Raw genomic sequence first — 21,524 nt, 5'->3', positions numbered from 1 at the left:
GATCGATCTTCTGAATAATCGATCCGCCCGTGGACTCGTTCCCCGGACGCCTATTTGCTGATCGTGCGAATGAACCGATAGCTTGCTTGCTCGAATTTCAGCGCGCGGAAGAAATTGTGGCTGTTGTCGATCAAGATATCACTCATGGCCTCGATCCGACCGCACCCGGCCTTTGCCAGCGCGGTCTCGGCGGCTTCCAGCATCTTAGATCCCACGCCTTGGCGACGATGGCCCTTTGCGACGACAAGTACGGTCAGCCGGCCGATCGCGCCGCGATGGATGGTGGCGACGACCGCCCACCCGCAACAACCGACGATTTCGCCGCGGTCTGCGACGAGCATTCCGGCTTTTGCCTTGCGCGCGCTGGCGAGATTTGCTGCGACATCCTCGCTTTTCAGTGACACACCGCCGAGCTGGCTCAACAATGCCGCAAGGGCATCGGCATCCTCTGCAGTGGCCGCTCGAACCCGCAGCACCGGCTCGGGAGTCGGCTCTCGTCTGGGCTCCGGCTCTGGCGGAGCTTTTGGAACGAGCCGGAGGGAAGGTCTAGGCCTGGCCTTTGCGGAGCTTTTCGTTCGCGCAGGCGCCGTACCTTCCTGTTCTCGCCGCGCGAGACGAGCCGGAGACACCCGCCTCGCGCGGCGGCGGATGGGCTCGTCCTCGTCCTCAGGCTCGCGGGGGTGGCGCATCCTCCTGTTCGCAGCTCGATCGGGCGTCGTGTCGGCCGATTGCTTCCAGGTGTTCTGCTCGCTGCGACGCAGATAGTCCTGAACCTCGTCGGCGCTCGCAGTCAGGCCATTGTCGCTGACGCCGAGGAGCGCGTTCCCGCCCATATCGGTGAGGCCGTACTTGCCGAAATCGCCGGTGCCGGGCTTGCGCCGGCGCGACTTGAGCAGCTTGAGCCCGCGGTGCTGGGCCATTTCACGCAGCTGTTCATCGCTTACCTGCGCCATATCACGATCGAACTGCAAGCCGCGCGGTTACGAGCGCCGCAGCGTGGTTTGTGTCTTTCGAATCCGATCAGAGACTGCAGTCGGAACAGCAGGCGCAAACGTGCGCTTTTGGGAACATGCGCATACGCATTCCCCAATCCTCGATGATCGATTGCATCGGCTATGATGATGCCGCCGGCACCCTGTCGATCTGGTTCTGCGATACCGGAAGGTACCTTTATTACGGCGTTCCGGCGGCGCTGTTCGAAGCCTTTTGTAACGCGGGCTCGGCCGGGACCTTCTTCAACGAACGCATCAAGGATCGTTTCTGCTACGTGCGCGATCCCGAACGTCGGCGTTTCGGACCGAACGTGTGACAAGTCAGGCTTCGTCAAGGGCACGATACACCGACATCAGATGGCGCGAGGCCACGGCGCGAGCGCGGGGCGACCGGATCGTCTCCTCGTTAGTTTCGTGCAGCATTGTGAGCATGTCGAGCACCTCCTGACGCGGTGTGCCCGTCTCGCGAAGATGCGTGCCGATCAACGTGAGGAGATTGGCCCACAATGTGATTGTGCCCTCGGCGAACGCGGAATCGTCGTCGAACGGCGCTGATGCCGGGTTCGATATGTTGACCATCGGTCAGGCCCGCTTGGGCGTGGTCGGTTTTGACTTCGACTTCGTCGCGCTCTTCTTGGCGGCCGGTTTGGCTGTGGTCTTGGTCGGCTTCTTCGCTGCCGGCTTGGAGGACCTGCCCCCGGAAGAGCCGAGCGAATTCTTGAGCGCCGCCATCAGGTCAACAACATTGGAGCCGCGAGAATCCCCGCTCTTGTCGTCGCTCTCGATGTTGAGCGTCTTGCCTTTCTTCTTGCGCTCGATCAGCTCCTTGAGCGCGTCTGCATAGCGATCGTGAAAGTCGCTCGCATCGAACTTGCCGGTCTTCTTGTCGATCAGCGTGGTAGCAAGGTCGAGCAGCTCGTCATCGGGATCCGCGTCGCCGATCTCGCGGAAGTAGCTCGTAGCCTTGTTGACCTCGTCGGCGTAGCGCAGCGTTTCCATCACCATGCCGCGTCCACAGGCCTTGATGCTCACGACATATTCCCGGCCGCGCATCGCAAGCTGACCGAGGCCGATCTTGCGGGTGCGGCGCAGTGCCTCGCGCAGGACGATAAAGGCCTCCTCGGCAAGATCGTCCGCGGGAACGACATAATAGGGCTTTTCGAAATAGATCGCGTCGATGTCATGGCTGTCGACGAACTGGGTCAGCTCGAGCGTTTTCTTGCTCTCCAGCTTGACTGCCTCGATCTCCTCATCGTCGAGCAGGACATATTCGCCTTTGGCGTACTCGAACCCCTTGACGATCTCATCGACATCGACGGGTCCGATGCCTGGCACGACCTTCTCGTACTTGATGCGCTGGCCCGAGGGTTCATGGATCTGATTGAACGCGATTGTAGCGCCGCTGCGCGTGGCCGAATAGATTTCGACGGGAATCGATACGAGAGCCAGCCGGATCTGGCCTTTCCAGTAGGGACGGGCGGCCATCGCTATCTCCTTCGCAGACATCGTTACTCCTCAAGATCGCCTGGGGGATTGGCCTCCCTCGAGCGCTCTCGCTGCCCTGAAAATTCCCGAACGGCGCAATAGTTCTCGCCTTCCGCATTTTCGCGCGATCCGGACCGATTCTTCTTTTCCATTGCAGTTTTAGTACAGCAATCCGCACGGTCATGCCGGCATCCGCGATCAACTTCCAACGTTATGATGGTTGTGGCCGTTGCCGGCCGCCCTCTCACCAAGGACAGCAGTGAGAGCAGGCGGTAGCTTGGGCCTCGCTCTGCTTCCGACCGCTCCACGACAGCGACGGTGTTCTCAACCGTCCGCGCTTGTGCCTGTTCCGTGTGACTCGCCACCACCGCGCAGTGCCATGCGGTCGGGTCCTTGAAAGCGGGCAGCACGTTCCCGGCCCGCACCTGCGCAAAGGCGATGCGCTGAGCGGTCCCTTGAGAGAAGCATAGACGGGTTGCTTAGCAGATTATTCAAGGAACTGGACCTCGTCGGTATAAACTTCGAAGCGCGCGAGGGTCGCGGGCCCGAACGCGGTCGTCAAGGCGACATCAGTAGCGTCGCGCCCCCGCGCCATCAGGATCCGACCGATGCGCGGTTTGTTGTGGCGGGCGTCGTGCGTGTACCAGCTACCATCGATATAGACGTCGAACCAGGCGCTGAAGTCCATCGGCGCCTCTGAGGCGGGTACACCGATGTCACCGAGATAACCCGTGCAGTAGCGCGCTGGAAGGTTCATGCAGCGGCACAGCGTGATAGCGAGATGAGCGAAATCGCGGCACACACCCCGACGCTCCTGATAGCCGTTCCAGGCGGTTTTGTCGGGCCGGGCGTGATGATACCCGAACTCGATATGTCGGTGAACGAAGTCAACGATCGCGTCCACCCGGTCGCGGGCACTGCTGTAGTGGCCGAAATTGCTCCAGGCCACGTCCATGAGTCGATCGGTTTCGCAGTAACGGCTGCCCAGCAGGAACGGCATCACGAAATCGGGCAGGTCCTCCACCGGCATCTGCGGGCCGTTGGCAGGGCGCATATCCGGCTCGCCGTTGTCCTCGATGACGAAGTCGCAGGACAGGGTCACGCCGCCTGCCGGTATGCTGAGGCGCGTGGCGACGTTCCCGAAGGCGTCCTCGAACTGATAGAGAGGGATATCGGGGTTGGCCAGCAGGCGCTGGGGCGTGCGCAGGTCCTGGTGGCGCGAGGGGTGAAGGCTGAGCATCGCCATCATCGCGGTCTTGGTTTCGGTCTCAAAGCGGATATCGTAACCACAGCGGATCAGCATGGGTGTCACTTTCCTGAAGCGCCGGAGCGGCGGCTGTTTACGGCGCCATGGCCGATTGAAGGGAACTGGTCGGGATCGGCCCGGTGGACGTCGACGGTCACGTCCATGCCGAGGAAGCTGGCAGGCAGCCCGAACCAGGTGCCGGACAGAGGCAACGCCTGGTAGGGATCGCGCGCCACGGCGACGCGGATGAGGCCGCGATTGCCGATGATGCCGTTGGTGGGATCGAACTCGACCCAGCCGGAGCCGGGAAGGAAGATGCGGACCCAGGCATGGGTGTTGCCTCCGCCGAGCACGCCTTCCGACCGCGATGGATTGTAGACGTACCCCGAGACGAACCGCGCCGCGAAGCCGAGCGCGCGTACCGCTTCGATCATCAGCATCGCGAAGTCGCGGCAGGTCCCCTTGGCGCTTCTTCAATCTCTCGATCGGCGACTGAGTGCCCTTTTCATGGCAGGGGACATAAGTGAAGTCCCGCTTGATGCTGGTCGCCATCTCGGTCAGCAGGGAGATAGTCCCGGTGCTTGCGTCGTCTTTGAGGAATGCGCGCGCCCAGTTGTCGACGATGCGCTCAGGGTCGAGGTGCTGCCGCTCAATCGAGCGCAGAAGGTCGGGCATGTCCTCCGCCGAATAGGTAAAGGGAAACAGACGCGCATAACTCTCGACGTCCACCTGCGTCTGGGAAAGCGGCGCATGCTCAAGCGTCGTCTTGCTGGTAATCGTTAGGTTTGTGGTGCGGCGCTCGAACGAGGCGACGGCAACCGAATTGCCGAATACGTCGTGCAGCCAGCGCAGCTCACTAGGCTCGGGATCGATGATGAGGCGCGCGGACAGCAATTGCCGGTCAAACGCCTCGCGCGGCCGCATCATGATGCGATGTTCACCGAGCGAGACAGGCTGCTGGTAGCGATACAGCGTTGTGTGATGGATCGTCAGCAACGGCATGGAGGCATTTCCTGATGACCGGGCGCACGGTGGAGAGCGTGCTGGGTCCAGGAGATCCGGCGCCGTTTGCTGTAATCAACGCCGCAGGAAAGTCGCCGTTCCTGATAATCGGTGACCACGCCGGATCTGCAGTTCCGCAGCGCTTGCAATCCCTCGGACTGCAACTCGATGATCTGAGGCGCCACATAGCAATCGACATCGGCGTGCAAGGCCTCGGCGAGGTTTTGGCGCGTCTGCTGGATGCGCCTTTCGTGCATCAGGCCTACTCGCGTCTCGTCGTCGACTGCAATCGCCTGCCCGTAAGGCCCGATGCCATCCCTGAGTTTTCGGACGGCACCGCCATTCCTGGAAATTGGCATCTCAGTGAACGGGCGCGCACTGCCCGGACCGCTGCGATCCACGGACCTTATCATGCAGCGATTGCTACGCTCCTTGACGCTCGCCGCACTGCCGGCGAGCAGACGATCCTGCTTTCATTGCACAGCTTCACGCCGAAGTTGAACGGAGTGACCCGACCTTGGGACGCCGGGGTATTGCACGGTTCGGGACGGAATGATTTTGCCCGTGGACTGCGCGATGCACTTGGGGAGCAGGCAGGCCTGATCGTTGGCGATAACGAGCCTTACGCCATGGACGAGACCGACTATACCGTACCGATCCACGCGTTCCCGCGAAACCTCCCCTACGCCGAGATCGAGGTACGCCAAGACCTTATTCGCGACCTGTCTGGACAAAAGGCATGGGCGATGAATCTGGCCGAGGCGGCACGACGAGCCGCAGGAATATCGTCGATACGTGCCGACTTAGCGCAAGAGACGCCCGCTCGCGGACACGAACGTATTTGGAGAAGCAGGGCGTAATCGGCGCCCCCTTGAACGGCCGACCATCATCGCATCAGTCCGGCGCTCCTCAGTGCATCTTCGATGACCTTGCGCAAACCGCCGATGCGCTGCGTATACTGGTCATGGGCGAAGGGGCGGCGGGCGTAAATCGGTGGCATGGCACTGATGATCGCGTCATGAGCCGCCTCCTGCCCTGACGGGGAGAGCGCAGGCTTCCTCGCAACCGTGGCAGCCTTTCTCTCGGTCTCTTGAGCCAGTCCCCAGAAGCGGCAGATGAGCTGGGTTGAGGAGATATTCGCCTCCAGCATGTAGGCCCCGCTGGCACCGCAACCCTGTTCGCTCAGGGTGTCGAGCGGAGTCCCGTGGCCCATGCCATGGATGGTGTACTCCTCGATCACTTCGCGACCCGCTGTGTCGGTCCAAGCCCGCCGCGCATGGGCGCCTATCGCCTCGACATGATCGGGCGCCATTCGCGCGCCGTGCAGGGGCTGCCATTGGTCGATGATAGCCTGGGCATTGTCGTGGCTCACGGTTGCATCGGCGGTGCCATGCCAGATGGAGAGCGTGGGCCACGGTCCCTCGTGGTCCGAAGCACTGCGAACAAGTGCCGTAAGCTCCAAGGCGCTCGGCATCCCGTGTCCGCGCATCCGGTCGAATGCCTGCGGGACCGTACTTGCACATCCGTAGGGAAGGCCAGCAATGATCGCGCCGCCCGCAAAGACCTCCGGATAGGCCGCGAGCATGACTGCTGTCATCGCGCCGCCGGCCGACAAACCGGTCACGAAGACGCGGGCCGGGTCCAGCCCGTGCCGCGCGGTGACGGCTGCAACCATTTGCCGGATCGAGCTCGCCTCGCCCATGTCCCGCCGGATGTCGGCGGGTGAGAACCAGTTGAAGCAGAGATTAGGGTTGTTCTGACGCTGCTGCTCCGGGAAGAGCAGCGCAAATCCGTGCCGGTCCGCCATGTCCGACCATCCCGCGCCAAGGTCGTAGCCGGAGGCATTTTGCGTGCAGCCATGCAGGACGACGACCAGCGCCGCGTTCGCCTCGAGTGTCTGGGGGATATAGACGTATCCGCTCAGTGCCCCGGGATTTGGACCGAAATCGGCGAGCGGTGTGAGCCGGCTGCTTGCTGAAGAAAAACCATTTGCGGTACCAGCCGCGCGCAGGGCTGCAAGCCGGTTGATCGTGTCGGAAATCTTCCGCATGCCAATTCCTTTGTTTCGGGCCCGCTGTTTGCGTCAGAACCTCAAGTTATGCTGCACTGCACAATAGATGGGGCACAGGCTCCCACGCGCAAGGTGCGAAGACGGAGCATTGATGTGGATTAATGCGTTTCTGGCGGGGTCAACTGGCACACCCAATTTATCGTCCATATGGCGGTCCGCGTTAGAGGTCTGGCTCGCTTGCCCGACGCCCAACTTGCATGACTCTGACTTAGTGGATCACGCCTTGCCCTCTGGCAGAAATCTGACAAAGCTCACCGCCCATTCTCTTGCAGGTCGGATCCTTGACCGTGCGAAGGCAGCTATCCGAAGGTGGCCGTCCTGAGTCCACCAGCCATCTGGCGGAGACATCCGAAATAGGAAAGCTGGCCTACCGCCCCTCAAAAGGCGGCCGAATGTTTGAGCTGGCTCGTCTCCGGAATAATGCGCCAAGCTTGGGGGACTTTGCCCTAATGCGCAAAGCCAGCCCTATCGCTGCGCGGAGCGTGTCGGAAAAACCGGCCCGCGAACCTGCATCCTTGCAGCATCGAACGGCCGCTGCAGCGAGACGACTCGGTCGTAGGACCCGCGCAGCCACATATCGATGGTCTCATGATCGAGGATTGTCACCATCGCTTTAGGATGGATCGGTTCGACCAGCGAATTGGCATTGCAGGTCACCATGGTGAAGCCGTTCCCCCCTGCCGCCTGTTGCCAGAAACCGGCTACGGCAAAGACCGGCTGATCCGTAACCGAAAACCACATCTCGCCTTTGAGCGGCGGCTTGCCGTCGCCAAGGTCATGCTTTTCCGGCGTGAACTCGCAGAACTCGGTAAGCGGCACGACGCACCGATTTTCGGCCCGCTCGGCGAGCCGCTTCCACTGCGGTAACGCGAGGTTGCGTACGTTGGTCATCGGATAGGGCGCCTTGCCGCCCAGAACGTCCCAGTTCATAACGTCCCACGCGCGAACTCCATCCTGTTCGCGGATGACGTAAGCCCTCCCCTTGGGCCTGAGCTCCATTGGATCGAAAAGGTTGTCGCGCGGCCGCTCGCTGAAAAGTTCGGCGATGGACCCCCAGATCGTTTCTATCTCGCCCTTCATTCGGGCCCGGTTGCACATGCTGATGACTCCTGCGCGACGAAAGTCATCCATGCTGTCAGCGCTGGTGCTTGCCAACCTTGCATTTTACAGATTGCCTTGTTCATCCATCGGTACATCGTCGTCCGGGGCAAAGTAGAGGGAAGCGCATTGCGCGCGCAAACATCCGCCCTCGAGCACAAGGTCGTCGCGAAACGCGTCCCTGATGAAGTCCATCGTGTCGACGTGACGATCCTCGAAATACATCTGGTGCACGTCACCGCGACCCGTACCATAGCCTATGCGACCGACCTTGGCCCAGATCGAGGCCATCGTGCACATGCCGCACGGCTGCAGCGTCGAGTAGAGTGTCGCGCCGCGAAGGTCCATCTCCCCATGGGCAGGCCCTGCTCCCCGAAAGGCCATCATTTCGGCATGGGCCGTCGCATCGCAGGTCTCCAGCGTATTGTTGACGCCACGAGCGAGCTCAAGGGTTGTGTAACCAGAGGTCTGGAAATTCGTTCGGGTGGGGACCGTTAAGCCGGTGCCGGGGCATGCCCCGGCACCGGCTGCCCATCTTCAGCATTCCATGGAGTCACTACACAACCATGGAGCAGACGAATGGACAAACGTGACGATACAGCGATCGAAGCTGTTCTGGAACAGTTGATCGAACACGGCCCCGAAGGGATTGCGGCCGTGTTCGCGCGCACCTTCGAGATGGCGATGCGTATCGAGCGTGAACGCTTTCTGGGCGCGCAGCGTTATGAGCGAACGCCCGACCGGCGTGGCTATGCGAACGGCTACAAGCCCAAGCGGATCGATACGCCAGCGGGCACGGTACACGTGGCGGTCCCCAAGACCGCCGGCCATGACGGGCAACCTTTCTACCCGCAATCGCTGGAGCGTGGGTGCCGCTCCGTGCGGGCGGTCATGCTGGCTGTGGCGGAGATGTACGTGAAGGGTGTTTCCACCCGTCAGACCGAGGCGGTGCTGGGCGAATTTGGGATCGAAGGCATGTCCTCTTCGCAGGTCAGCCGCGCCGCGGCCCTGCTTGACGAAGAGCTCGAGGCTTGGCGCACGCGTCCACTGGGCGAGATCCGTTACCTCATCCTCGACGCGCGGTACGAGAAAATGCGCCAGGGCGGCGTTGTACGCGATGCTGCGGTATTCTCTGCGATCGGGATCGGATCTGACGAACGCCGCCGGGTGCTCGGTGTCAGCGTTGCCCTGTCAGAAGCTGAAGTCCACTGGCGCAGCTTCCTCGATGACCTGGTCGCCCGCGGCATGCGAGGCGTCGAATTCATCGTGTCCGATGATCATGCAGGCCTGCGCGCAGCTCGCCGGGCGGTCCTCGGATCGGCCACCTGGCAGCGCTGCCAGTTCCACCTTGCCGCCAATGCCATCCATCACGCTCCGAGCGTTGCTATCCGTGCCCGTATCGGCGCCGAACTGCGCAGCGTCTGGAACGCCGGCTCGCTGGCAAAGGCACAGACAGCACTCGACGAACTCGTCGCGGGCTATTGCAAAAACGCGCCCAAGCTCGCCGCGTGGCTCGAAAACGCCATCCCCGAAGGCCTGGCTGTCTTCACCCTGCCTGAGCACCATCGCCGGCGACTGCGCACCTCAAACCCAATCGAGCGCGCCGTCCAGCAGGAACTCAAGCGCCGAACCGTCAAGGTCAGGGTCTTCCCCAACGAACAGGCGCTCCTGCGCCTGGTCTCCGCCGTTCTCGTCGAAATCGACGAAACATGGGCCTGCGACAACAAGGCCTACATCAAATGGGAATGCCGAGATGCGTGACCCCCACACGATTCAATTTCCATACGTGATGTTGCTCAATCAGCTCAAGCCCATCGAGCACGATGATGGCGGCAATAGGGGTGTCCTGCGGTGAGGTACCTTTCGTTCTTGCGAGCGCAATGGCCTCACGCATCCAGGCTCTGTCGTTCTCGTCGATCATGGGGGTTCAGGCACTTGCAGGCCGTAGGCCGGTTCCCGCAATGCCTGGCGTTACCGGCTCATCACGGGAATAGGTGCCGATCAGCAAGCCGGCGGCAAGAACCTTGCCATGGATAGCATCAAGGAACGCCGAGCGGCCGGGGTTGGCATTGAGGACAGGAACCTGCGAGAGCGCAAAAAGCTGGAATACGTAATCATGCACGCCGTGGCCCCTCGGCGGATCTGGCGGCAGCCAGCCTTCCGCCAGGTAGCTGTTTCGACCGACATCGCTGCCGTTCGAAGCGCCATCGCCGTCCGGCACGATTGAACCTTCGGGCAGCCCTGCGATATCGGGCGGAATGTTCCAGACAAGACCGTGAACGAGAGGATGGGGGGTAGGCGCATCGGGATCCTCGACAAGCAGCGCCAGCGATACAGTTCCCGGCGGAAGAGGTCCCCAGCTCAAAGGCGGCGAGACGCCCTCCCCGTCCGCCGTGAAGCGCATAGGGAGGCGTTGACCATCTGCGAATGCGGGGCTCGATAACGGAAACAGACGGTCATCGATGTCTTCCCGAACAATTGACAATTTAGAATGTCCGGCGCGGACATCCTTGAGCAGACTACCCAGCCAGGCTGGGACGTGTTCGAGCACTTCGTCATCCTTTCCACGTGGGCGATGAACCTTGTTGGCTCATGCCCGGTTGGTCCGCGGAGCCTTCACATCATGGGAATAGGCTTATTGCCTCGATCCGCGTGCACCGGCATTCCTTGGCTTAGAAGGTATGCATCGACGTGCGCCATGAACGCGCTCTTGAAAGCCACGAGATCAACAGTGCGCCAGGAGACGTCGTCCCCTATGCCTTCAATCCGGCCAATCAGAACGTCCTCAAGGCGACAATACATGATGGGCGTGGTGAAGCCGCGATGGTGCAGACGATTGGCGGCAATCAGAAGGGAGTTTTCGATCTCAGGCATCGAAATACTCAACGCATCACGGCAAGGATGGTCGCAGCGACTCCTAATTTTATTGGAAAAGCTGTGATTTACCCTTCTCCATCGAACGATGGCTGCTTTGGCAATGTCGATCTGGGCGCTGGGCCTATGCGACCCGTTCGATGCGTCGATCATCGGGGCGGCTGCTGGATTGCGCCGTACAGGCTTGGCAAGATGCGCGCGTTCGGCTGTGGTTAAGGGATAGGCATTCCGCTGCGACAGAAAGACAGTACAACGAAATGGCATGGAGGAGCCGTTGATGAATCTGATCGCTTGCCAGAATTGTTGCCGCGAGGTTCCCGGCTTCGACATCGTTCATTACGGCGATATGGAAACGGGTTACCGCGACATGTGTAGTCGCTGTTTCAATGACCGGATTGCAAGCGGCGCGGCTCTAGATTCGGTATTTACGACTTTTCAGCCGATTGCGCTTACCGATGCTCGAGGACTGCGCCACATATTTCACCTGCGACTGCTAGATCTCGGCGATCGAGTCACGCTCGATGCCCTTGAGGTGCGCGACGATGAGCGAGATGGTTACCAGTTCCAGGCTCTTGGAGAAGCAGGGGTTGATCCCTTCGACCTTCTTGCGCGGCTGCTCAAGCGCATTCGACGCGCACTTGCGCAGACACATCTGGTAGAGCGCGGCCAGCGCTGGGAAATCGACGACCGGCTTGTTCGCGGCAGGATCACGTCCGATCTGGACCGCCCAACCAGCACGCCCGTGGTAATCATTGATGGCCGCGAAATCAGCTGGAATGACTTTGGCGAGATGCTGCTCACGTTCGAAGGATGGCAATTCGAGCTGGCGATTCATGATCCGAGCGACGATACTTGACGGCGATCCTCGCGCTAGCGAACCGCAGCCCGTCCAACATCATCTGCTCCACGTTACAGCCGTTGTTTGCCGACAGTGGCGCCGACCAGCCACTGACCCCGGTCGCAGTGGCCGCGGCAGACAAAGAGGCTGCAGCGCGCTCAGCCTTGCCGAGTTGCAGGCCTGACGCGCGTTCAAACCCAATCCTGGGGCTGGGTGCTTGGGACCATACGCGCCCAATGGGCCGGCGGCCTTGGCCCTCCCAAACAAGGCGACAGTGTCGTCGAATATACCACTTCGCCCATTCGCAGGATTACGAAATTTGTCCGAAGAAAAGCGGACATCGCTGATGCCAGCGCCACGCGGAGCGATAATCGCCGCGAACTCCAATCGAGCACCGCATTGCCGGCAAGCATGTACGATGTCGGAACCACCGCGGCACGCCGTGGATTAGCGTTCCATGGAACTCTCGCCACCCCAGAAGTCTCGCTGGCCCGAAACGCTGTGGCTGATCCGTCATGGCCAGAGTGCAGGTAACCTCGCGCGTGACAAGGCCCATGAGGCTGGACACGCGCGGATCGAGCTTGACCATCGGGATGTTGATGTCCCGCTGTCCTCGCTCGGCGAAGATCAGGCACGGGCCTTGGGCCACTGGTTCGCAGCGGGCGAGGAGGGCGAGCAGCCCGAGATCATCCTTTGCAGCCCCTATGTCCGCGCGATCCAGACTGCCGAGCTTTTTCGATCTGCCGGAGGGTGTCACGGCGACCTGCGCATCTGCTTGGACGAGCGCCTGCGCGAGAAGGAATTCGGCATACTGGATGGCCTGACGAGCGCAGGCATTCTCGCATTGCAGGATCTTCCGGGTGCGCGCACTCCTTGATACGGTGTCGCTGCATTATGCGGGAAAGCGCGTGATGATAGTCGCGCACCAGGTCGTCGTACTGGGCATGCGCTACGTGCTGGAACATCTTACCGAGGCACAGATACTCGCAATCGATGCCCAGGGCGATGTGGCCAATTGCAGTGTGACCCAGTACGTTTTCGATGCCGGCGATTCCAGCAATGAAGCTGGATCGGTATAACGTCGTCGCTCCTCTTGAACGCGAGGGGAAGCCATCGACGCGGGCGCCCGATCCTATGGTCGCAGCTCGTGGCTGAAGATTGCCCCTTTGAGCCGACCGCCTCGGAAGTCCGGATAGACCAGCACTGGTTGCGCGATCATCCCTTGCCCTCCCCGATTGAAGGCACGGACAAGAACGGTCGTGGAAGGGTGATGGTCATCGGCGGCTGCCTAGAGGTGCCTGGCGGCGTGGCCCTCACTGCCGAAGCTGCGCTTCGCGCCGGCGCGGGCAAGGTTCGCATCGGCACCGTGACCTCGGCTGCCATCGCCCTCGGGGCGGCCTTTCCGGAGGTGGCAATTGCCGCTTTGCCGGTCAGTGCCGAAGGAGAGATCGATGCACCATTGCCCATACTTTCGCCCCATCTTGCACGTTGCGATGCTGTCGTGCTGGGCCCGGCCATGTCCTGCCAGGGCCACGCGTCGCGCCTTCTTGCAACGGTGCTGCAAATCTTGGGTCCACACGGCGACATCGTAATCGATGCGGCGGCACTGATGTCTCTGAGCGATATTGCTGGAAGGCTGAAAGATCGCAGGCGCCCGGCTGTTCTGACGCCGCATATCGGTGAAATGGCGGGAATGCTGGGCACGGATGTCGATATTATTGAACGCGACCGAACGGCCGCAGCCCAGCTTGCAGCGAAACGCTTTGCCGCAGTCGTTGCCTTGAAGGGTGGCGAGACCGTAATCGCCGCACCCTCGGGCGCTTTGTTTCGTTACGACGGGGGCGGCGTAGGATTGGCGACCAGTGGGTCGGGCGATGTGCTGGCCGGAATAGCCGGTGGGCTTCTCGCGCGCGGCTGCCCCCCTCTGGAAGCGACAATATGGGCGGTCTGGCTACACGGCGAAGCAGGCCGGGAATGCGCTCGCAACATCAGCCCGATCGGGTTTCTTGCGCGCGAATTATTGGGCGCGATTCCCGGGCTGATACGACGAGCAAACTAGGCTTGAGAAATCCTCGCCACTCTGGGACGGGCATCGAACCCGCAGGCGGTGCAGAGCGATCGCGTGCAGATAAATACGATAGCAAAATCCGCCCTGCCCCGACCTGCTGGCCTTCCTGCCACCAACCCAACCACGAGAGATGATATGACGACGGCGGACGGCTCATGCACACGGGCTGAAGCTCGTCCGCTACAAATAGGGTCAGCCCAACCAATTCGCGATAAGCCTCAGCTCGGCCGCATACCGATGCGATCATCCGCATAACGATACCTGTCACGGAAGCGCGAACAACCCTCTCCTCCAGAATGGTTGGCGGTCCATCCATCATCTGATCAAAGCAGGGACCCGCCGGCCGCCCGCGATCGCTCGTAGGCAGTGGTATTGCGCCGCAGGCAGGGGAAGAGCAGCCCCCGAGGTACGCGTCCCGCTTTCGTGATGCCTTGAACCGTTCCACTAACGCCGGGCGGCACATCCCGAAGCCGGTTCGACAACGTTGCATTTTCAGGCTTGAAAGCTTCTGGGCGCCTATTATTTTGCTCTCGACCGCACCTGCAAGTCAGGTGCGGTCGAGAGGAATGTATTGTTGTGAAAGGAGGTATGCAGTGCCCCTCTCTCAGAATCACCACCCTCTAGGCAGCGCATCGCGCCCCCGCGTCGAGCCCGAGGTTCTTAGCGCCATTGTTGCCCGCTGGCTGCCGGATCGCGAACAATCCGCGTCGTCACGGCCGAATATTCCTCAGGTTTTGGAAGGCGGACCCCCGAGCGGATCCTGGCAGGAGCTTTGATCATGCCACCGGAGTTGGACGCCTTGTTCGCCCGCGAGCTATCCAGGCTCGAGGCCGCCATCAATGCTGCTCACGAACACCGTTCAATGGGAGATCTTTCGATGCTTCGGACCCTCAGAAGCATCACGAAAGACCAATGGCATCGCTGGCAACGTGATCTGACGAGTGACAATGCATTATCGCAAAGGGCAGCGTAGTCCCGGATTCATGATTTATGGGTTGGCGATGCCGATTGCGCGGGCGCCGTTTTTAGGCTGCCGGATCGTTCGTCATCCGCAGCGGTTCTCTCAGGGAACCGTAGCTGCGGAGGGCTGTTCTCTACAAACTCTCTGCAGCGGCGTTGAACATGGATTTTGGACGATACCCCGAAGGCGCGAACGGCAAGCAAAAGTTGCCACCGTCGCTTGTCGATGAAATTTCAAGGTCATGGAAAGCGCACCTTGCCCAAGTATCGTTGCATTGCAGGCGGGCACACGCCACAGCTTTTGGCGGTCCTGCTTCCACGCCTGAGGGAAAGTGAAAAGTGCCTGCGCCAAGCCTCTCGATCAACACACCTCAGACGCGCGAGCAGCTTGAACGGCACGTTTTGAACTTGCGTGGATGTGCCGAGCGGTACCGGTCGGCGGCCTTGCAAAGAGTTGAACCCAAGGTCTCGGCGACATTGACTGCGATATCCCGCACTTACGAGGCTCACGCCATGCGTCTGGTCCGCGGAAGCTCGATGACGTGCGAGACTCCTGGTTTTTGAACCGAAATGGACTAGCATCCGTCGCCATCAACTTGAAGTGATGCCGATGCCTTAAATCATCAATATGTAGCCGCTACGCAACGTCCGTTTCGTGGTAACGCCCGGCGAGGCGCAACTGGCGCACGATTCCGTTGAATGCCGCGGTCACACCCTGCGCGCGGCCGATCTCGTTCTCCTGGCGCGCCGCGTCCCAGTACAGCTCGAGCGGCCAGCGCTCGCGGCAATGGGGAAGCAGACAGCGCAGCGCCAGGCGGACTTCGACCGTATCCACACGGGCAGCGCTGCAGCGAGTGACATCCCCGCGCAAGATGTGGACGGAAAGCGCAATGATGACGCGCTGATGTTTGGCAAGCGTGGCCATGAGGTCAATGGAAGTCGTGTGACTTGAAGCGCACGACGTCCTGAGGATCACACCCATCGGCATGCGGCGGCCAGTAGCTGTTGTGGGGTTTCGGGCTCCAGTCCCGGTCAGCCCGAACCACGTCGCCCCGATCCGGCGCGCTGGCGTACCGCGCCCATTCCCCCCTGCCCGTCCAGTGCGGGAACGACATCTCGCCCACCTTGTGCAGCAGGTCGCCATGATCGACGATGCTGTCGCAGATGACGTGGATCACCTCGCCCTACTTCTGCACCCGGCCCTTGAGCCCCACCATCGATGCGGACATCACCGTGCGGCGCTGCGCCTCGAAGCGATCGGACCACAGGATCCCGTTGGCGATTCCGGTCTCGTCCTCGATGGTGATGAAGAGCACGCCCTTAGCCGAGCCGGGCTTCTGGCGCACGAGGATGATCCCGGCCACCTCGACCTTGCGACCATCGCGGATGTTCGCAAGGTCAGCGCAGCGCGTGACCCCACGCCGGGTCAGTTCTTCGCGCACGAACGTCAGTGGATGAGCGCGAAGCGAGAGCTGCAGCGCGCGGTAATCCTCGATAGCCTCGCGGCCATCGGTGAGTGGGCGCAGTGCAACGGCGGGCTCTTGTCCTTGAGCGCTGATCGGCTGGCGCTCCCGACGTTGCGCTGCGTCCGCTGCCGCTAACAGCGGCAGGGGTGCTTCGCCTAGCCCCCTCACCTTCCAGAGGCCCTGTCGCCGGTCAGACCCGAAGGTGCGGAAGGCATCGGCATCGGCGAGCTTCTCGATCGCAGCGCGCGGAATGCCGGAACGGCGCCAGGCGTCTTCGACGGACTCGAATGGAGTTGCCCCACGCGCACCGACGATGCTGGCGCCATCGGCATTGGAAAGCCCCCTCACCTGCCGGAAGCCGAGCCGTACGGCATGGTATCGGCCTCGCGTGCGCTCGAGCGAACAGTCCCAGCGGCTCGCATTGATGCAAACGGGGCGCACCTCGACGCCGTGCTGGCGCGCATCGCCGACGATCTGCGCCGGCGCATAGAAGCCCATAGGCTGCGCGTTCATCAGCGCGGCGCAGAAGACGTCGGGGTGATGATGCTTCATCCAGCTCGAAGCATAGGAGATCTTCGCATAGCTCGCGGCGTGGCTTTCCGGGAAGCCGTAGGAGCCGAACCCTTCCAGCTGGCGGAAGGTACGCTCGGCAAAGTCGCGAGGGTAACCCCGCGCAACCATGCCCTCGATCAGCTTCTCGGAGAAATGCGAGACGCCGCCAGTCATCTTAAAGGTCGCCATCGCGCGGCGAAGCTGGTCGGCCTCTACCGCCGTGAACCCAGCGCCCACGATCGCGACCTTCATTGCCTGCTCCTGGAAGAGCGGCACGCCCAGCGTCTTTTCTAGGACGGCCCGCAGTTCGGGGCGTGGATACTCCGGCTTCTCCAGCCCTTCGCGGCGGCGAAGATAGGGGTGGACCATGTCGCCCTGGATCGGGCCGGGGCGCACGATCGCGACCTGGATTACCAGGTCGTAGAAGCGGCGCGGCTTCATGCGCGGCAGCATCGACATCTGCGCCCGGCTCTCGATCTGGAAGGTGCCGAGCGTGTCGGCCTTCTGGATCATGGCATAGACGTCGGGATCGTCGCTCTGCAGATCGGCGAGGCCCACTTTGAGGCCCTTGGTTTCTTCGAGCACGTTGAAGGCCCGGTTCATGCAGCCCAGCATGCCGAGCCCCAGCACATCGACCTTCATCATCTTTAAGGCATCGATGTCGTCTTTGTCCCATTCGATAATCTGGCGATCGACCATGGCGGCCGGCTCGATCGGCACGAGATCATCGAGACGATCATGGGTAAGAACGAACCCTCCGGGGTGCTGGCTCGACTGGCGCGGCACGCCGATCAGTTGGCATGCGAGATCGAGCGTCAGGCGCAGCCGCCGGTCGGACATGTCGAGATTGAGTTCCTCGACCTGCTTTTCGCCAACGCCTTCGGCCGACCAGCCCCAGACCAGCCCGGCAAGCGACGAGGTCAGGTCCTCGGGCAGCCCCATCGCCTTGCCAACGTCGCGCACCGCGCCGCGCGCTCGGAACCGGGTGATGACCGCCGTCAGTGCCGCCCGGTCGCGCCCGTAAGTATCGAAGATCCACTGGATGATCTCCTCGCGCCGCTCGTGCTCGAAATCGACGTCGATGTCCGGCGGCTCGCGCCGCTCGCCTGAAACGAAGCGCTCGAAGAGCAGTTTGTGCTTGATCGGATCGATCGAGGTGACACCCAGCACGAAGCAGACGCACGAGTTCGCCGCCGATCCCCGCCCCTGGCACAGGATGCCCCCGGCGCTTCGCCTCGGTCACTATCGAATGAACGGTGAGGAAGTAGGGCGCATAGCCCAGTTCGGCGGTGAGCTTCAGCTCATGGGCGATCTGGTCGCGATACTCCTGCGCAGGATTGCCATCGAACATCGCGAGAAGCGCTTCATGGGCCATCTTCTCGAGGGCCTGCTGCGCGGTCAGCCCTTCGATCACCTGCTCCTGAGGGTAGTGGTAGGTGAGAACGCCGAGCGAGAACGTGCAGGCCTTGGCGATGTCGACGCTGGCGCGCAGGGCATCGGGGTAGGCGGCAAAACGGCGCTGCATTTCCTCAGGCGACTTGAGCGCGCGATCGGCGTTGACCTCGCGGCGATAGCCAAGATCATCGACCCGGCAATTGTGCCGGATCGCGGTCACCACATCCTGCAGCAGCCGGACATCGGGCGTATGGTAGAGCACGTCGCCGGTGACGACCGCGCGCACGCCGGCCTCCCGCGCCTGATGTGCCAGCGCATCGATCCGCACGGCATCGTCAGGGCGCCGCCGCTGGGACAGTGCCATATGCGCGCGCCGTCCATAGACGGATCGCACATCCGCCAGCGCCGCGGCATTCTCGGCATCTGCCTCGTGCGGCAGGAGAATGGCGATCACCCCTTCGGACCAGGCTTCGAGCTCATGCCAGTGCAGCAGGCAGGCCCCCTTCCCTGCCCGGCGGTTGCCGATTGTGAGGAGACGCGTGATCCGCGACCATGCGCGCTTGTCGGTCGGATAGAGCAGCAGGCGGCGACCGCAGGACAGATCGACCCGGGTTCCGGCAATGAGCCGGACCCCGGTGGCCTTCTCGGCCTCCCAGGCGCGCACCACGCCGGCGACACTGCCGAGGTCGGCGATGCCGATGCTCCGATATCCAAGCTTTGCCGCAAACGAGAACAATTCGTCCGGGCTCGAGGCCCCGCGCAGAAACGAGAGGTGGGTGAGCACCTGAAGTTCGACATAGGCGATCATGCGAAGATCCCGTGCATCCACCACGAGAGATCGCCGGTCTCGCTCGCGACACCATCGCCGCGCCGGAACACCCAGTAACGCCCGCCCGCGTCATCCTCGACCCGGTGGTAATCGCGCACCGCCCAGACTTCCGCGTTTCGCCGCCACCATTCGCCATGGATGCGGTCCGGGCCATCGCCGGCAACCACCGTGTGGGACTTTCCGCGCCATTCGAAGCGCTTTGGTGGCTGGTCGGGCAGCAAGGCCATGACCCGGTGCAAGGGTTCGGGATGCGCAAACAGCCGCACCGGCCGCTGCCACGCCGGCCAGGAGCCGGCAGGCAGGATCGGGCTCGTCAGTCTGACCGCGCGCTCGGGGACGTGGCTTTCGACGGGCGCGATACGGAACACCGAACCAGGTCCGATCCGCCCAGCCACAACGTCGACCAGACGCGCGGGATCGCGCACCGTACTTTCCCCAGCGAGAATTGCCCCCAGGTTCTCGGCATCGAGCGGCTCAGTGTGCGGCGCCAACAGGCGGAACTGTTCAAGGCCCATGCCGGGGTCAATGCGCTCGATCCTGAGCTTCAGCAGGCGCAGCAGGTGCGGCACCTCGCGGCTCGGCCGGGACGTGCCGATCGCTACTACCTGCTCGCCACCATCGATCCGCAGGGCAACCAGGCGCAGCGACCGGGCGCCCAGCCCCTTGCGCTGGAGCACTTGCGCCAGATCCTGCAGCAGGTCGTGCATGACCTGCGCGATCGCTTCGGCTGTGCCGATCGGTTCAAGCAGCCGCCGCTCGACCGCAGGCGTCACGATATCCTCGCGCGGGGTGATCGGTTCGGCCTTGCCGCCCAGCGCCTGGTCGAGCCGGTCGATCGCAGCCAGCCCCAGCCTGCGCGCCAGGGGGCCTCGCGCGACCGGCAGCAGGTCGGCGATGGTCTCGAAGCCGAACTTGCGCGCCGCGGCCAGCGCGCCCCTGTCGAGGCGCAGCGCGGCGACCGGGATCGGTGACAGGGCTTTCGCCACACCACCTGCGGGAACAATGGCGATGTCCTCGGCGCCATAGCGAGCCAGCGCGTGCGCCGCGCCGGGGGTATCGGCAATCGCGATGCGCGCCGTGAACCCAACCCGGCGGCAGAAGGCCTGAAGCCGCTGGTAGAAGCGCTCCTCCCCGCCATGCAGGTGCGCCGCGCCGGTCAGGTCGAGCCAGATACCATCGGGCGGCGAGACCGCGACGATCGGCGACGAGTGGCGAATGCCGAACAGCGCCAGGCGATCGAGCAGCGCCTCGTCGGCCTCCGGCTCTGCGGCGCGGAAGTCGAGATCGGACACCAGCGCACGGGCATGGGTTGCCGCCATGCCGGGATGGATGCCCAGCGCCCTTGCTGCCGGGCAGGCCGAGACGATCTCGTCGCGGCGGCCGACTTTGCCGATGAGCGCCAGCGGGGCGGCCGCGACCTGTGGTGCAGACTGCAGATGCGCGGACGACGCTGGCGATGCCGTTCGCTTGAACGGATGTTCGGCGGCTTCGGAGCGGCGTCCCAGTTCGCGCATCGGCGGCTTGGCGTGCAGGGGGCAGCCCAGCGATCTCGCGCTCGACGTCGGCCCGCGAGCGGTCGCGGGCCTGAGCCATCCCCTGAGCCATCCCATGCACAGTTGCATGTTGCTCCTGGCGGGCCCACCGCGCACCGGGGCGCCACCCACCCCCGCGAGGGACCGAGCAGGCACCGAGATTGTCGTCGACACGAAACTGGAGCGCGCGCGGCTCAGGCCGCGGCGCGGCGAACTGGTCCTGCCGTCTCAGCCGTTCGATGGCCAGGTACGGCAGGAACAGCGAGACGACCTGTCGCATCGCATCCCTCCACAATCAGGGAAAAGCCCTCGCCGCCCCGCTGGCGGGCAAGTTCGACCAGCCAGCGCGGGCGACCGATGCCAGCCCCGCTACCAGCATGGCCAAGGCGCTCGGACGGTGCGCTGGAAATCCGCCAGCGTGTCCAGGCGGCAGACGTGTCGGAAACGGGTCACGGTCTCTTCCGCGGTGACGTCGCAGCAGGAGCACCGGGATATCGGCCTCGGCGGCGAGAAGCTGCAGGCGGCGGGTGGCGATCATCGAGACCTTGCTCGCCTCGGCGACCACGGCAGCCGGTGTTCCGTCGCGCACTGCGTCTTCAACGACCGCGAGCAGCGCGGCATCATCGCGCGGCTGCGCATGGATGACGTCGGTGGAGGCAAGACCCGCCTGTTCGAGGCCCGGTGCGTAGAGGTCATTGCGGCAACTCACCCACAGGACAGACGCCGCCGCCGCGCAGGCTTCGCGCGCAGCAATGCCGGCAAGAAAGAGCGTGGCTGCGGCATCGTCAACCAGCGAGCAGGTCAGCGCCGTCGCCTCGTGCAAGGCCCCTGCTCGCAGACCGCCGCAGCCCAGGTGATCATCCAGAGCATCAATGCCAAAGGGCATTACACGATGCTCGGCGAGCGGCGCTGCCAGTGCGCGGAGGGCGTCGATGTTAGGATGCAGGTGTGATGATCGGGAGGACACGGCGATTCGTGAGACTCGATTTCGTTCTCTATATGTTCTAACTTTCATTTGTCCGTGGTCAACCCATATACCTCTGCGGCCGCATCTGACGGCGAGCCAACGGTTGCTTGGGAGCGGCTTTTTGTCCGTCAGCCAAACTTGGCCGTAGT

General features: G+C 62.7%; 16 protein-coding genes and 5 pseudogenes. 6 read left to right on the top strand and 15 right to left on the bottom strand.

Annotation, left to right across the window (positions count from 1 at the left end):
• Positions 1-50: 50 nt before the first annotated feature.
• A complete protein-coding gene (locus ACFFDA_RS12525) occupies positions 51-971 on the bottom strand; it encodes a GNAT family N-acetyltransferase (RefSeq protein WP_404478956.1) in 921 nt (306 codons plus the stop codon).
• A 32-nt stretch (positions 972-1,003) separates the two neighbouring features.
• Between ACFFDA_RS12525 and ACFFDA_RS12520 the strand changes: the two genes are divergently transcribed.
• On the top strand, positions 1,004-1,309 hold the full coding sequence (locus ACFFDA_RS12520; protein ID WP_404478955.1) for a KTSC domain-containing protein: 306 nt from the start codon (positions 1,004-1,006) through the stop codon (positions 1,307-1,309).
• A 4-nt stretch (positions 1,310-1,313) separates the two neighbouring features.
• Here the strand turns inward: ACFFDA_RS12520 and ACFFDA_RS12515 are convergent, their stop codons facing one another.
• From ACFFDA_RS12515 to ACFFDA_RS12500, 4 genes and pseudogenes are all read right to left on the bottom strand, one after another.
• Complete coding sequence (locus ACFFDA_RS12515) at positions 1,314-1,571, bottom strand: hypothetical protein (protein WP_404478954.1); 258 nt, start codon at positions 1,569-1,571, stop codon at positions 1,314-1,316.
• 3 nt (positions 1,572-1,574) lie between these two features.
• Positions 1,575-2,477: a Ku protein gene (locus ACFFDA_RS12510; RefSeq protein WP_404478953.1), complete on the bottom strand. Its 903-nt coding sequence runs from the start codon at positions 2,475-2,477 to the stop codon at positions 1,575-1,577.
• Positions 2,478-2,964: 487 nt separating this feature from the next.
• Entirely contained in the window at positions 2,965-3,780 is an 816-nt protein-coding gene (locus ACFFDA_RS12505; RefSeq protein WP_404479256.1) for a transglutaminase family protein, read from the bottom strand.
• A gap of 5 nt (positions 3,781-3,785) precedes the next feature.
• Positions 3,786-4,725 (bottom strand): annotated as a pseudogene (locus ACFFDA_RS12500) (transglutaminase N-terminal domain-containing protein).
• Positions 4,726-4,739: 14 nt separating this feature from the next.
• On the opposite strand from ACFFDA_RS12500, the gene ACFFDA_RS12495 reads away from it, so the two are divergent.
• Positions 4,740-5,585: an N-formylglutamate amidohydrolase gene (locus ACFFDA_RS12495; protein WP_404478952.1), complete on the top strand. Its 846-nt coding sequence runs from the start codon at positions 4,740-4,742 to the stop codon at positions 5,583-5,585.
• Between the two features lie 26 nt (positions 5,586-5,611).
• Here ACFFDA_RS12495 and ACFFDA_RS12490 read toward each other — a convergent pair whose 3' ends face one another.
• The 3 genes and pseudogenes from ACFFDA_RS12490 to ACFFDA_RS12480 all read right to left on the bottom strand — a co-directional run.
• Positions 5,612-6,775 carry an alpha/beta hydrolase family esterase gene (locus tag ACFFDA_RS12490; RefSeq protein ID WP_404478951.1) on the bottom strand — a complete coding sequence of 388 codons (1,164 nt, stop codon included), beginning with the start codon at positions 6,773-6,775 and terminating at the stop codon, positions 5,612-5,614.
• 486 nt (positions 6,776-7,261) lie between these two features.
• On the bottom strand, positions 7,262-7,894 hold the full coding sequence (locus ACFFDA_RS12485) for an SOS response-associated peptidase family protein (protein WP_404478950.1): 633 nt from the start codon (positions 7,892-7,894) through the stop codon (positions 7,262-7,264).
• Between the two features lie 66 nt (positions 7,895-7,960).
• Positions 7,961-8,338, bottom strand: a pseudogene (locus tag ACFFDA_RS12480) (nucleoside deaminase); the annotation flags it as partial.
• 135 nt (positions 8,339-8,473) lie between these two features.
• Between ACFFDA_RS12480 and ACFFDA_RS12475 the strand changes: the two are divergent.
• Positions 8,474-9,655, top strand: coding sequence for an IS256 family transposase (locus ACFFDA_RS12475; RefSeq protein ID WP_404478949.1), 1,182 nt, complete (start codon positions 8,474-8,476; stop codon positions 9,653-9,655).
• Here ACFFDA_RS12475 and ACFFDA_RS12470 read toward each other — a convergent pair.
• The 3 genes from ACFFDA_RS12470 to ACFFDA_RS12460 form a co-directional block, all read right to left on the bottom strand.
• Complete coding sequence (locus ACFFDA_RS12470) at positions 9,630-9,815, bottom strand: hypothetical protein (protein ID WP_404478948.1); 186 nt, start codon at positions 9,813-9,815, stop codon at positions 9,630-9,632. The genes ACFFDA_RS12475 and ACFFDA_RS12470 overlap by 26 nt on opposite strands.
• Positions 9,816-9,821: 6 nt before the next feature.
• On the bottom strand, positions 9,822-10,445 hold the full coding sequence (locus ACFFDA_RS12465; protein WP_404478947.1) for a YbhB/YbcL family Raf kinase inhibitor-like protein: 624 nt from the start codon (positions 10,443-10,445) through the stop codon (positions 9,822-9,824).
• A gap of 65 nt (positions 10,446-10,510) precedes the next feature.
• On the bottom strand, positions 10,511-10,921 hold the full coding sequence (locus tag ACFFDA_RS12460; protein ID WP_404478946.1) for a hypothetical protein: 411 nt from the start codon (positions 10,919-10,921) through the stop codon (positions 10,511-10,513).
• Between the two features lie 124 nt (positions 10,922-11,045).
• On the opposite strand from ACFFDA_RS12460, the gene ACFFDA_RS12455 reads away from it, so the two are divergent.
• The 3 genes and pseudogenes from ACFFDA_RS12455 to ACFFDA_RS12445 all read left to right on the top strand — a co-directional run bounded on the left by ACFFDA_RS12455 (position 11,046) and on the right by ACFFDA_RS12445 (position 13,665).
• Entirely contained in the window at positions 11,046-11,624 is a 579-nt protein-coding gene (locus ACFFDA_RS12455) for a hypothetical protein (RefSeq protein WP_404478945.1), read from the top strand.
• A gap of 439 nt (positions 11,625-12,063) precedes the next feature.
• A pseudogene (locus tag ACFFDA_RS12450) lies at positions 12,064-12,761 on the top strand (phosphoglycerate mutase family protein).
• The gene (locus tag ACFFDA_RS12445) at positions 12,754-13,665 is read left to right on the top strand and encodes an NAD(P)H-hydrate dehydratase (protein ID WP_404478944.1); all 912 of its coding nucleotides are present in this window, start codon (positions 12,754-12,756) and stop codon (positions 13,663-13,665) included. The pseudogene ACFFDA_RS12450 and the gene ACFFDA_RS12445 overlap by 8 nt, the downstream one beginning before the upstream one ends.
• Positions 13,666-15,271: 1,606 nt before the next feature.
• Here ACFFDA_RS12445 and ACFFDA_RS12440 read toward each other — a convergent pair.
• From ACFFDA_RS12440 to ACFFDA_RS12425, 4 genes and pseudogenes are all read right to left on the bottom strand, one after another.
• Positions 15,272-15,559 carry a hypothetical protein gene (locus ACFFDA_RS12440; RefSeq protein WP_404478943.1) on the bottom strand — a complete coding sequence of 96 codons (288 nt, stop codon included), beginning with the start codon at positions 15,557-15,559 and terminating at the stop codon, positions 15,272-15,274.
• A gap of 4 nt (positions 15,560-15,563) precedes the next feature.
• Positions 15,564-18,855 (bottom strand): annotated as a pseudogene (locus tag ACFFDA_RS12435) (error-prone DNA polymerase).
• On the bottom strand, positions 18,852-20,390 hold the full coding sequence (locus ACFFDA_RS12430; protein ID WP_404479255.1) for a Y-family DNA polymerase: 1,539 nt from the start codon (positions 20,388-20,390) through the stop codon (positions 18,852-18,854). The pseudogene ACFFDA_RS12435 and the gene ACFFDA_RS12430 overlap by 4 nt, the downstream one beginning before the upstream one ends.
• A 212-nt stretch (positions 20,391-20,602) precedes the next feature.
• Positions 20,603-21,375: pseudogene (locus ACFFDA_RS12425) on the bottom strand (ImuA family protein).
• Between the last annotated feature and the right edge of the window lie 149 nt (positions 21,376-21,524).

It is taken from the genome of Novosphingobium sp. BL-52-GroH (genome assembly GCF_044813085.1).
In the GTDB taxonomy this organism is placed as follows: domain Bacteria; phylum Pseudomonadota; class Alphaproteobacteria; order Sphingomonadales; family Sphingomonadaceae; genus Novosphingobium.
Note: the sequence above shows the minus strand (reverse complement) of the source record. Positions and strands in the feature narration are given on the sequence as shown.